We start from the raw sequence: 12,589 nt of genomic DNA on the forward strand, positions 1-12,589 counted from the left end.
TTGCGGCGCGGCAAGCTTACGTGTTGGAGACAACTGAGACACTGTCCTTAAAGAGAAATCCCTTTGATCACAGTGTCCCCGTTGCTCGCCTTTTCCGGTTATCGGCCCGATCACTGCCGCCATCGTTGCAACGTGATCTGATCGCAGCATCACAAGGTTCATCCCCGACCCATAACGCCTGACAAGGCCGTAGGAAAACCACTGCTGCCCTCCGCTCTGCCCCTGCGGCCTATTCTGCCGGAGCCATGCAGAAGGCGTTGAGCTTGTTGCCGCAAGGGTCGCGGAAATAGCCGGCGTAGAACACATTGCCCTGCGGATCGGCATCGCCGCGCGGGCCGGGCGCGCCTTCATCGCTACCGCCATGCGCCATGGCGATATCGTACAGGCGCCGCACCTGTTCGGGATCGCGCGCTTCGATTGCGACCATCACGCCATTGCCGACGCTGGCCGGTTCGCCGTTGAAAGGCTTGGTCAGCGCAACGCCGCAACCGCCGCCCCACGCGCCCCAGGCGATGAAGCTGTCAAACTCCATCATCCGCCCGACGCCCATTTCCGCAGCAATGGCATCGTAGAACGGCGCATGCTTTTGGGGATCATCGCTGCCGAGTGTCACATAACCGATCATGTTTTGTCCTCCCTTGGCCCGACTCGGGCATGAAGGGAACATTATAGGAACATGAATGGGTCGACAAGCGCGACTGCGCGCCCGCAGCCGCTCGCGCGAGACAGCGGCGCGGATTGCCCGCCGGACGGCGTGCAGGAAATCTTAGAGCGGCTGCGTTTCCCGCTCCAGCCATGCCAGATCATCGCCCGCCAGCAGCGGCCCGAGCAGGGTGCGCACCTTGGCGTGATAGGCATCGAGCCACGCGATCTCGTCGGCTGTCAGCAGCGATTTCTCGATCAGGGTGCGATCAATCGGCACGAAGGTCAGCGTTTCAAACCCGAGCCAGCGCCCTTCGGCACCGGCGATCTCGCGTTCCTCCACCAGCACCAGATTTTCGATGCGGATGCCGAAGGCGCCCTGCTTGTAATAGCCCGGCTCGTTCGACAGGATCATGCCCGCGAACAACTCCTGCCCGGTGCCGGCCTGCCCGCCCGAAGGCTTGGCGATGCGCTGCGGGCCTTCGTGCACGCCCAGAAAGCTGCCGACCCCGTGGCCGGTGCCGTGAGCATAATCGACGCCCGCTTCCCAGAGATATTGCCGTGCCAGCACGTCAAGCTGTCCGCCCGCCGTCCCTTGCGGGAACACCGCGCGATCGATCTGGATATGGCCCTTGAGCACGCGGGTGAACCGGTCCTTCATTTCGGCAGACGGTGCGCCCGGCCCGATCCACACCGTGCGGGTGATGTCGGTGGTGCCGCTGCCGGTGGCGGTGGCATATTGGCCGCCCGAATCGACCAGATAGATCGAACCCGGTGGGATCGGGATATTGCTGTCCTCATCCACCTTGTAATGGGGGAGCGCGGCATGGCCCGCGGCGGCCGAAATCGTGTCGAAGGACAGGTCCCTGAGGCCGGCATCCTCGCGCCGGAAAGCGGCCAGGCGGGCTGCGGCGGAAAGCTCGTCCACCGTGCCTTTGGGCGCTTCGATTGCCAGCCAGCGCAGGAACTTGCTCACTGCCGCGCCATCGCGCACCTGCGCATCGCGCTGGCCTGCCTGTTCGACCGGGTTCTTCATCGCCTTGGCGAGGATTGTCGGATCCTGCGCGGCCACCACGGTTGCGCCTGCGGCCTGCAAGGTCTGGGCAATCGCCGCCACGCCGAAATCGGGATCGACCGCGACCCGCTTGCCCGCCAGCTCGCCGAGCCCGGCCACAAAGGCGCTGCGATCCCGCACGCGCACCGCATTGCCGAGATGCTGCACGAGTTCGGGCGTGACCTTCTCGGGCGCGATGAACAGATCGGCATGGCCATCCTTGTGGGCGATCACATAGGAAAGCGCGACCGGCGTGTGCGACACGTCATTGCCACGGATGTTGAGCAGCCACGCGATCGAATCGAGCGCCGGGATCACCACCGCATCATGGCCCTGCCGCTCCAGCCAATCAGCAACGCCCGCGCGCTTGTCGGCAGACGATTGCCCGGCCAGCGCGTCTTCATGCACCAGCGCCGGGGCGGGCGACGGCGCGGGCTGATCGGCCCACACCGCATCGATCGGATTGCGCGCCGCGGCGACCAGTGCGATCCCGGCGGGCGCCAAGGCGCGTTCGAGCGCGGCGGCCCAGCCGGCGGTGTGGAGCCAGGGATCATAGGCAATCCGCGCGCCGTTCTCGCTTACCTTCGCCAGCCACCCGGCGAGGCTGTCGGCCGGGATGCTGCAATATTCGAACAGCGCCGCCGAAACCTGTTCGCGCACCTGTACGGTATAGCGCCCGTCGACGAAGATCGCCGCATGGGTCAGCGTGACGGCTGCAAACCCCGCCGAACCGCCAAAGCCCGTCAGCCAGCCGAGGCGCTGGGCATAGTCGCCGACATATTCGCTCATATGCTCATCGGAAATCGGCACGATGAAGCCATCATATTGATGACGCTTGAGTTCTTCGCGCAGCGCGGCAAGGCGGGCTTCGTGGGTTTGCATCAGCATTTGATCGAATCCTGAATGGCGCTCGGCCCTTGGCAGGGGCAGGCACGGCTTCTACTGTAATGGCACCATAGGCCTTTTGCAGCGGGCTTTCCATCCGCGGCGAGGCTTACCAGAGGATCGCACCAACCATGACACACCGCTTCCGCCTGTTGCCGCTCGCCGCCACCTTCGCTTCGGCGGCTGCGCTCGCTGTTCCCACGATTGCTTTTGCCAAGGATCAACCCCGCGTGACCACTGCTTCATCGCCTTCTGTTGCTGCCAATCCGCCGCGCGCTGAAAAGCGCCCGCACAGCTACACCCATCACGGGATCACGATCGAAGACCCTTACGATTGGCTCTATGACAAATCCTATCCGACCATCGATGATGAAGATGTGCTGGCCTATGTGAAGGCCGAAAACGCCTATTTCGAAGCCAATATGGCAGCGCAAAAGGACTTCACCGAAGCGCTGTTCACCGAAATGCGCGCCCGCATCAAGGAAGACGACAGCACCGTGCCGCAGAAGGACGGGGACTATCTCTACTGGTCCGAGTTCGAGGAAGGCGCGCAATATCGCAAGCATTGGCGCAAGCCCGTGGCAGGCGGTGAACCGCAATTGTTGCTGGATGAGAATGAACTGGCCAAGGGCCTTGAATATTTCAGCCTCGGTGCGGCTTCGATCAGCGAGAACGGGCGGTATCTTGCCTATTCGACCGATACTAACGGATCGGAGCGCTACACCGCACGGATCAAGGATTTGCAGACCGGCGAATTGCTGCCCGACGAAATCACCAACCTGCGCGGCGGGCTCACGTGGGTGAAGAATGACACCGCGCTGGTCTATGGCCCGTCAACCGAAGAGTGGCGCACGCTCGAAGCCAAGCTCCACGTGATCGGCACGCCGGTCGAACAGGATGTAACGCTCTACAAGGAAAGCGATCAGAGCTTCGGCGTCGGCGCTGGTCTGACCGCGCAGAAAGACTGGCTGATCATTGCCACCGGCGATAACGAAACCAGCGAAGTGCGGCTGGTGCCCGCCGCTGACCCCACCGCCACGCCGATCCTCGTGAAGCCGCGCCAGAAGGGCGTCGAATACTCTGTCGATGTGCGCGATGGCGAGCTGTGGGTGTGGACCAATGATGATCACATCAACTTCCGCCTCGCCAAGGCGAGCCTCAAGACGCCGGGTGACTGGCAGACGGTGATTGCCGGATCGGATGATTTCTATCTGACCGGTTTTGATCTCTACAAGGACTTCTTCGTCACCACCGGGCGGCTCAACGGGCTCGATCAGATCCAGCTGCGCGCCTATGGCGATCCGGCCAAGATCACGCCGATCACCTTCCCCGAACCCAGCTACACCGCCGGTCTTTCGAACAATCCCGAATATGACGTGAGCAAGCTGCGCCTGTCCTATCAGAGCATGGTCACGCCGAGCACGGTCTATGATTACGACATCAAGACCGCCAAGCTGACGACGCTCAAGACGCAGGAAATCCCGAGCGGCTATGATCCCACGCTCTACACCACCGAGCGTCTCAGCGTGCAGGCGCGCGATGGCACGATGGTGCCGGTCAGCATCGTGATGAGGAAGGACCGAGCGGCAATCCTCAAGAAGGCCGGGATCGAAGGGCCGGGTCCGCTCCACCTCTATGCCTATGGCGCCTATGGCTACGCGATCCCGCCGGGCTTCTCGACCACGCGCCTCAGCCTCGTGGATCGCGGCTTTGCCTATGCCATCGCGCATATCCGCGGCGGGGACGATCTCGGGCGGCGCTGGTATCTGCAAGGCAAGATGTTCGCGCGCACCAACACCTTCAACGATTTCGTCGATGTCGGCCGCGGGCTGATCGCCAAGGGCTACACCGCCGAAGGCAAGGTGACCGCCAGTGGCGGTTCGGCGGGCGGCGAGCTGATGGGCGCGATCGTCAATCAGGACCCCAAGCAGTATGGCGCGATTGTCGCGCACGTGCCGTTTGTCGATGTGCTCAACACCATGCTCAACGAAAAGCTGCCGCTCACACCGGGCGAATGGCAGGAGTGGGGCAATCCGATCACTTCGAAGGAATCCTTCGCCTATATCCTGTCTTATTCGCCCTATGATCAGGTCGCGGCCAAGGATTACCCGCCGATGCTGGTGACGGCGGGCCTCAATGATCCGCGCGTGACCTATTGGGAACCGGCCAAGTGGGTCGCCAAGCTGCGCGAGCTCAAGACCGACGACAATCTGCTCCTCATGAAGACCAACATGGGCGCAGGCCACGGCGGGCAATCGGGCCGCTGGAACAGCCTCAAGGAGACGGCGGAGGAATTCGCCTTCATCCTGTGGCAGTCGGGTTTGGCCCCGAAGACGGACAGCAAGTGAGCAAACCCCGCCGCTTCACCCGCACCTTTGTTGCCGCGCCCGAGCACATCGACGAGCTTGGCCACGTCAACAACACGGTGTGGGTGCAGTGGATCCAGGACATGGCCACCGCCCATTGGGACAGCGTCGCGCGGCCGGACGACCGCGCGGCGTTCTTCTGGGTCGTGGTGCGGCACGAGATCGACTATCGCGGCAATGTGTCCGAGGGCGCAAGCGTGATGGCCGAGACCTGGATCGAAGGGCCTGCGCAGGGCGCGACATCACTCCGGCGGGTTGAATTCACCGATGCGGCGGGCAAGCAGCTGGTCAGTGCGGCGACGACCTGGGCGATGCTTGATCGTGCGACGGGCCGGCTGGCGCGGGTGCGCCCCGCAGTGCTGGCGCCGTTTCAGGCGACCTGCGACTGATCGGCGTTGCGGCCGCGCGGTGCTTCGCTGAACACGGTGAGGCGTTCATAGGCCATGCGGTTACGCCCGCTCGCCTTGGCTTCGTAGAGCAGGATATCTGCCCGCGCATAGAATTCGGCAAAGCTCACCCGGCTGCTTACCGAAGGCGGCATTTCGATCAGCCCCATGCTGGCGGTGATCGGCAGGCCCAACCCCGGCACATCAGTGGCGATCCGCCGCGGGATAGCTTGCCGCAGCGCTTCGGCGCGGGCGATTGCTTGCTCGCCGCGCAGCAGCACCACGAATTCCTCGCCGCCCAGCCGCACCGCTACGGTGTCGCGATCGCCGCCCACCGCGCGTAGCGCCGCGGCGCAGGCAATCAGCGCCGCATCGCCGATCTGGTGGCCGTGGACATCATTGACAGCCTTGAAGCGATCAAGATCAAGCAAAGCAAATGTGTGAAAGCCTTGGCTTACCAGCTCATCAAACCGTGCCTCGATCGCGCGGCGGTTCATCAACCCGGTCAGGGAATCGCGGGTCGAAAGCTGTTCCAGCACGCGCGCTTGATCAATTGCGGCATCGCGTTCGCGCCGGATCGCCAGGAAGCGATCCGCAATGGCAAGGCTGATCACCACCACTTCAATCCCGGTGGCGAGGAAGATCAACTGATCAAGGCTTGATGGTGCGGCATACAGCCCGAAGCCGCGCGCCATGCGTTCGAACGACGCGAGCAACAAAGGTGCCCAAGCGAAGGAGACAAAGCGCGCCGAGCGGCTGCCGCGCAGCACGGCCTGCGCCAGGGCGGCGGTCACCACCACACCCGCCGGGGTCACGGTGAGGAAGTAGGCCGTATCATCGAAGGGCTGCGACCAGTGGAACTGGAGCGCGCACAGGCTTGGCACCACCATGGTCCAGATTCCGGTCCACCAGGTGACACGCTGCATGGTGCGCGACAGCGCCCCGCGTTCCAGAAACATCACCAGGAACATCAGCGCCGCGCCGCAGGCGATCGACCATGACAGCGGCGCCATGATCGCCAGCAGGGGGATCGGCAAACTCACGAACAGGCTGATCAGCCCCCCGGCGAACAGCACATAGCTCATCATGCCCAGCACCATGGTGGCGTGAACGAGCACAAAGCGTTCGCGCAGCACGAGGTAGAAGGTGATGTCGAACAGCAGCGGCAGGATCAGCATCCCGAGCACCAGCGGCAGCAGCATCATTTCGATCAGCGACCAATCGGCGTTCTCGCGGTGATGCGAAACCCGCGCTTCGGTCAGCAACGGGATCGAGTGTGGCTTGTCGATTCGCACCACGATGGCGCGGGTCTCGGCGGTGATTTCGGGCAGTCTGAGAGAGAACACCGGGCCGCCCGCGAAGGGCGCGCCCTCGGCTTCGGCATAGCGCAAAGAGCGGATCGTGCCATCGGCATCGAGCGCTGCCAGCGTGATGGCTTCGTGCCGCGCCGTGCGGGTGAAGAAATAGCGCGGCAGCGCTTCGCCTTGCCAACGGGGCGCATCAAAGCGCAGCCAGCTTGTCGGCTGGTTGGCCTGCCAGCCGGTGACCGTGCAGTTCCATACCGAACGGGCGGCCATCGCTTCGAGCGGGACGCTCGCATCGGTCGCGGCATGGCAGGCGGGCGCGAAGTTGGGGCCGGTATGGGTATCAGCCAGCGTCGGGGCAGCAACCATCGCGGCCAGCAGCGCCAGCACTTTCAACACCCATCGCAGAAAGGTCGCCACTCCCATAAGCCAGCGTTAGCAGGGTGCGGGTTACCTGCGGGTTAAGTGCCTTCTATGCAAACGGGCCGTTGCGTGTGGGGGTTGGGCAAGCCGCACGGACACAACATACGACCTTGAGCCGAACGCCGTCTGCTTTTGCCAAGGCGTGGGCCTGGCAGTCGCGTCACAAGCTTGTCACAGATCTGGCCTAGCGCCCCGGCATCCAGAAATGTCAGGAACTCCGATGTTGTCCAGCCGCCCTACCCGCTTCACTGCCGCGCTTGCTGCGCTCGCCACCCTTGCGCTTGCCGGATGCGATGCCGGTGGCGGCGGGGCGCGCAATTCTGTGCGCGCCGTCGGCTCCTCGACGGTCTATCCCTTTGCCAAGGTGGTGTCGGAAAATTTCGCGCGCGCAAACCCGGATTACCCCTCGCCGCTGATTGAATCGACCGGCACCGGCAACGGCATCCAGCTGTTCTGTTCGGGGCTTGGCGCCAACACCCCCGATATCGTCAACGCATCGCGGCGGATGAAGCCGAGCGAATTCGAGAAATGCGTCGCCAACGGGGTCAAGGACGTTGTCGAACTGCAAGTCGGGCTCGATGGCATTGCCTTCGCCTCGGCGCAGGGCGGGATCATGCTGAACCTCTCGCCCAAGATCGTCTATGAAGCGCTGGCCGCGCGGCCCTATGGCGGCGAGCAGAAGAGCAAGCTTTGGTCGGATGTTGATCCGGCGCTGCCTGCGACCCCGATCCTCGTTTACGGTCCGCCCAGCACTTCGGGCACGCGCGACGCGCTCAAGGAACTGGTGCTCGAAGCGGGCTGCAACACCAATCCCGAAATGAAGGCGCTCAAGGAAAGCGACGCCCAACGTTACGGGCAGGTCTGCACCGAAGTGCGTTCGGATGGCGGCTATGTCGATCAGGGCGAGCAGGACAACCTGATCGTCCAGAAAATCGAATCCAATCCGCGGGCGGTGGGCATCTTCGGCTTTTCCTATCTCGAGGAAAATGCCGACAAGGTGCAGGGCCTGCCGATGAATGGCGTGCCGCCGACTTTCGATAACATCTCCAGCTTCGCCTACCCGGGCGCGCGTCCGTTGTTCATCTACATCAAGAAGGCCCACATGCGCGCCATTCCGGGGCTTGAGGCCTTCATCCAGGAATGGGCGAAGAGCTGGAGCAAGGGCGGCCCGCTGGCACGGATCGGCATGGTGGCGATGTCGCCCGAAGCGATGACCGCCAATGCCCGCAAGGCATCCGAACTGACGCCGCTGACGCTTGAAGAGCTGGCCGCCAAGGATTGATTGCGAGCCCTTGGCCCGCGCGTTACTGAGCGGGTTATGGGCACGCGCAAGATCGAAGCATGGCACAAGGCCGGCGTCATTGATGCCGCCACGCGTGATCGCCTGATCGCCCACGAGGCAGCCCATGCCCGCCCCATTGCCTTGTGGGCGGTGTTCGGGATTGGCGCGCTGGCGATCGGGCTTGGCCTCGTCTCGGTGGTGGCGGCCAATTGGGAGGACATCCCCGGCGGCTTGCGGCTGGGCGTCCACCTTACCCTGATCGCAGCGGGAGTGGCGACGTTAGCAACGCGCCCGCAGCGGTTAGCTGCCTTACCGCCCTTTGCGGAAGAGGCGCTGCTATTTGTCATCGGCGCGCTCGGCCTCACCTTTTTCGGCCATCTCGGGCAGGTTTACCAGACCGCCTCGCCCCTGTGGCAGGCTCTCGCGCTGTGGCTGGTGCTGTTCGCGCCGCTGCTGTTGTTGATGGGGCGCGGCTTGACGGTCGCCTCTGCCGTGATGGGAGTGCTGATCTGGGCGTTGTGGGATTACGCGGGCCATCACGCAGCGGTCAGCGGCACGGCGCTGGCGCTGTGGCTGGCGCTGGTGACAGCGCTGCCGGTGGTGGCCGCGCCGCTCGGAGGCTGGCTGCGGCAGACATCTGCCCGGCCCGATTTCTGGCGCAGGGTCGAACAATTGGGTCTGGCCTATGCGGTGGCGGGCGCGGCGCTGGCCAGTGTGCTCGCCTCCACCAACGCGCTGGATGACAAGGCGGCGCTGTCAGGCTTTGCCGCCATGGGGCTGCGCGCCGCGATCGGATGCGGCGCCGGGCTCGCCCTGATGGCGGCGCGCCCCGGCATGTCGGGGCGGATGGCAGGCGCCATCATCGCCGGAGCAGGGTTGGTGGTGCTGCTGGCCGTGCCGCTCAACGGCCTCGATTTCCTCCCGGCGCTGCTGTTCATGGCGCTGTGGACGGGGATCGCTGCGGCCGCGCTCAAGGCCGGGTGGCGCGGGGTGTTCCAGCTCGCGGTGGGGATGGTGGCGCTGCGGCTCATCATTGTGAGTTTCGAGCTGGCAAGCGATCTCCTGTTGAGCGGCTTCGGCCTGATCATCGCCGGGCTGCTGATCCTCGGTATCGGGTGGGCCGCGCTCAAGGTGTCGCGCACCTATGCCCCCGAGAGCGAGGATGGCGCATGAACCGCGCCGCGCGCCTTGTCGCGGCGGTGCTGCCGCTCGCAGGCCTTGCCGGTCTGTGGGCCATCAGCGATCACACCTATCGTCAGGGCACGGATTGGGAGGTGCCGATCATGGGCTATGATCCGCGCGATCTGCTGCGCGGGCATTATGTCGAGTTCAGCTATGATTGGCCCGGGCTGGATGAGGCACGCTTGGGCCAGCCGCTTGATGACCTGTGCCTGTCGGGCAATGCTCCCTTTATCACGCGCGCTGAGCCGGTGGGTGATGACACCGCATTGGCGACCTGCCCGCATCCCCTGCGCGCCAATCCCGCCGCGGTCTATGGCCGCGAGAGCTTGCGGCAGGGGCGGCTTTATGTCGGGCAGGATCGCGCGATGGCCCTGCAACAGCAGCTTCAGAACCGCGACCAGCGCGGGATTGTCACGATCCGCCAGCGGGCTGATGGCAGCTTTACACCGCTGGCAATCCGGTTCCGGTCGCTCACTGCTGAGGAACAGGCTGCGCGCGATGCCCAAAGCGAACGGGCGGAGGAATTGCTTCCCCCGCCCGCCGCGATCACGCGGTAAACGCTGTGGCGATCAGAACTTCGCTGTCAGCTCGACACCAAAGAACTGCGGCTCGCCCGGAATGAAGGTCGGGATGGTGAAGGCCCCGCCGGTGTTGCCCGCATCCAGCAGGAAGTCCTGGTTGAAGGCATTCCGGATGAAGCCTGCAATCTGATACTTCTCGTCCATGAAGCTGAACCCGGCACGCGCATTGACCAGCGTGACCGGCCCTTGCGCAATAAGCGGATTGTTGGGCACTTCGAAGAAGATCCGGGTGCGGTGGGTGATGCTCGGCGTGGCGAAGAAGCGCATGCCATTGCCGAACTCGTGGTTGATGGTGAAGCCACCCGCTGCCTGGAATTCGGGCTGCAAGCGGAAGCGTGCCCCCGAGAAGGCCGGCGAGAAGGCGCCATCTTCGTCAATCCCGCCATTGATGTAGCCGAAATTGCCGAAGATATTGAGCCAGTCGGTCGCCTGAACGGCCAGCTCGGCTTCGACCCCGAGATTGCTCGCCGAACCGGCGCTCGCGGTGATGAAGGCGCCGGTCGGGTTGCCATTGGCATCGACCTGCGCGACCGAAACCTGGAAGTCGTTATAGACCTGATAATAAACGCCGAGCGATCCGGTGACCGATCCGGTCGCCAGCTTGAGCCCGCCTTCGTAGTTCCACACCACTTCCTCGGCGATGGTCTGGACGTTGGGAACGACTGACCCGGCGACGCGCGCCGCGGCGACCTGCACCACCGGCGAGCGGCGGCCCTTGGAGATGGTGGCAAAGACGTTCACATCGTCGCTGACGCGGTAGAGCGCGTTGAAGCGCGGCAGCCATGCATCGAACCGGGCATCAGCCGTGAAGGTGCGCCCGCCCGTATCGATCTGGCCGGGGATCAGCGGGGCGCGGGAAAGCTGGCTGTTGGGCGCGCTGGCGAAGAAGCCCGAGCGGCGATATTCATCAAGATAGCGCACACCGGCTGTCAGTTCGAGCGCTTCGAACGGGATCCAGGTCACATCCGCGAACACCGAATAGGCTTCGTTGCGGCCCTGGTTCTCGAACACCGAGGCGTAGGGGATCGCGGTCACCGCGCCGCCGGTCGCAAGGCCGGTTACCGCCGTGGCCGGTACCGTGCCATTGGGCGCAACGCAGGGGATCCCCGGGATCAGCGGTGCACCGAACAGCGTGGTCAGACATTGCAGGAAGGTGCCTTCTTCGGTCGAGAATGGCACATTCTGGCGGCCATCTTCGATGAAGATGTTCCACCCCGCGCTCGCACGCAGCTTGTCGCTGGTGTAGCTGAAGCGGCCTTCATGGCTGATCTGCCAGCCATCGGCGATTTCCGCGAATTCGAGGAAGGGTGCAGCCGAACCATCGGCGTCGAACACTTCGCGGCTGTCAAATTCGCGGTAGCCGTTGACGGTGGTGAAGGTCCAGTTGTCGCCGAAGCTGTATTCGGCGGTCAGGTTGAGATCATAGACCTCGCGGTTGAGGCCAAGCTGATCATTGCCGAGCACCGCTGCGCCCGCCGGATTGCCGCCGAGGTTGGCGGGCTGGAAGGCATTGGCCGGGCCACCCGGCGCGCCGGCAAAGGCGGGGAATCGGCCCGAGATGAAGGGCGTGCCGCCATTGCGCTGCTGATCGTAGGAGCCGATCAGATCGACGGTCAGATCGGAATTCGGCGTGAAGCGCAGCGAGGCGCGTGCCCCGAACTGGTTCTGCGCATAGAGTTCCTTGTCCTGATTGGTGCTGAGGTTCTCGACATAGCCATCGCGGGTGCGCCATTCGAACGCGATACGCCCGGCAATCACATCATTCCCGGCATTGAGGAAACCGCCGAGCAGGGTCTGGTTGAAATTGCCGTAGCCGCCGCGGACTTCGCCCGAGAAGCCTTCGCGCGGCTTGGCCGAAACAAGGCTGATCGCGCCGACTGCGCTGGCCGTGCCGAACAAGGTCGCCTGCGGGCCCTTGATCACTTCGACGCGTTCGAGATCGTAGATCGCCTGATAGGAACCGCGCGAGCGCGAGATATCAACACCGTTGTAATAGAGCGTGACGCGCGGGCCCTGCTGGGCCGAGCCGCTGTCCGAGGTGATCCCGCGGATCACGATGCCGGGGTTGTTGGCGCTTTGCTCCTGAATGAGCAGGCCGGGCACATAGTAGGACAATTCATCGAGATCGGTCACGCCCAGTTCGCGGATCCGTTCACCCGAGGTGGCCGAGATGGTGATCGGCACGTCCTTGGCCAGTTCGGTGCGCTTTTGCGCGGTGACAAGGATCTGGTTGCCGTAGTCAGGCTGAGCCGCGGTTTCGGCATTGTCCTGCGCGAGCGCGACTTGCGGCGCAAAAGCGAGCGTGGTGGCGAGCGCGGTCAACGACACGCGCGTGGAAGTGGTGCGGAACATCTCTGGGCTTCCCTGTTGCTGGAGAATGAACTCGCCGTGGCAGCAATCAGTGACGCTGCCGCGACGCACGCGTGACGAAAGGACGACAGGAATATTACAATTTACAGGCGTTGCAAACGTGCATCATCCCGC

At 64.0% G+C, this 12,589-nt stretch carries 9 protein-coding genes; 5 read left to right on the forward strand and 4 right to left on the reverse strand.

Annotation, left to right across the window (positions count from 1 at the left end):
• Positions 1–229 precede the first annotated feature (229 nt).
• Positions 230–625 (reverse strand): VOC family protein, encoded by a 396-nt coding sequence (locus tag SOQ14_RS08395; RefSeq protein WP_322897618.1) that lies wholly within the window; start codon positions 623–625, stop codon positions 230–232.
• A gap of 141 nt (positions 626–766) precedes the next feature.
• Positions 767–2,584, reverse strand: coding sequence for an aminopeptidase P family protein (locus SOQ14_RS08400; protein WP_322897619.1), 1,818 nt, complete (start codon positions 2,582–2,584; stop codon positions 767–769).
• Positions 2,585–2,712: 128 nt separating this feature from the next.
• On the opposite strand from SOQ14_RS08400, the gene SOQ14_RS08405 reads away from it, so the two are divergent.
• Both SOQ14_RS08405 and SOQ14_RS08410 read left to right on the forward strand, forming a co-directional pair.
• Positions 2,713–4,929, forward strand: a complete 2,217-nt coding sequence (locus SOQ14_RS08405) for a S9 family peptidase (RefSeq protein WP_322897620.1) — start codon at positions 2,713–2,715, stop codon at positions 4,927–4,929.
• The gene (locus SOQ14_RS08410) at positions 4,926–5,336 is read left to right on the forward strand and encodes an acyl-CoA thioesterase (RefSeq protein WP_322897621.1); all 411 of its coding nucleotides are present in this window, start codon (positions 4,926–4,928) and stop codon (positions 5,334–5,336) included. Before SOQ14_RS08405 ends, SOQ14_RS08410 begins: the two co-directional genes overlap by 4 nt.
• On the opposite strand, the gene SOQ14_RS08415 is transcribed toward SOQ14_RS08410, so the two are convergent.
• Positions 5,318–7,057: a sensor domain-containing diguanylate cyclase gene (locus tag SOQ14_RS08415; protein WP_322897622.1), complete on the reverse strand. Its 1,740-nt coding sequence runs from the start codon at positions 7,055–7,057 to the stop codon at positions 5,318–5,320. The genes SOQ14_RS08410 and SOQ14_RS08415 overlap by 19 nt on opposite strands.
• Positions 7,058–7,283: 226 nt before the next feature.
• Here SOQ14_RS08415 and SOQ14_RS08420 point away from each other — a divergent pair, with 226 nt between their 5' ends.
• The 3 genes from SOQ14_RS08420 to SOQ14_RS08430 are packed head-to-tail and all read left to right on the forward strand — an operon-like array spanning position 7,284 to position 10,081.
• On the forward strand, positions 7,284–8,342 hold the full coding sequence (locus SOQ14_RS08420) for a substrate-binding domain-containing protein (protein WP_416232742.1): 1,059 nt from the start codon (positions 7,284–7,286) through the stop codon (positions 8,340–8,342).
• Between the two features lie 36 nt (positions 8,343–8,378).
• A complete protein-coding gene (locus SOQ14_RS08425) occupies positions 8,379–9,515 on the forward strand; it encodes a DUF2157 domain-containing protein (protein ID WP_322897624.1) in 1,137 nt (378 codons plus the stop codon).
• On the forward strand, positions 9,512–10,081 hold the full coding sequence (locus SOQ14_RS08430; RefSeq protein ID WP_322897625.1) for a GDYXXLXY domain-containing protein: 570 nt from the start codon (positions 9,512–9,514) through the stop codon (positions 10,079–10,081). Before SOQ14_RS08425 ends, SOQ14_RS08430 begins: the two co-directional genes overlap by 4 nt.
• Positions 10,082–10,093: 12 nt before the next feature.
• Here the strand turns inward: SOQ14_RS08430 and SOQ14_RS08435 are convergent, their stop codons facing one another.
• Positions 10,094–12,457, reverse strand: a complete 2,364-nt coding sequence (locus SOQ14_RS08435; protein WP_322897626.1) for a TonB-dependent receptor — start codon at positions 12,455–12,457, stop codon at positions 10,094–10,096.
• Between the last annotated feature and the right edge of the window lie 132 nt (positions 12,458–12,589).

This window comes from Erythrobacter epiphyticus (genome assembly GCF_034653295.1).
In the GTDB taxonomy this organism is placed as follows: Bacteria; Pseudomonadota; Alphaproteobacteria; order Sphingomonadales; family Sphingomonadaceae; genus Erythrobacter.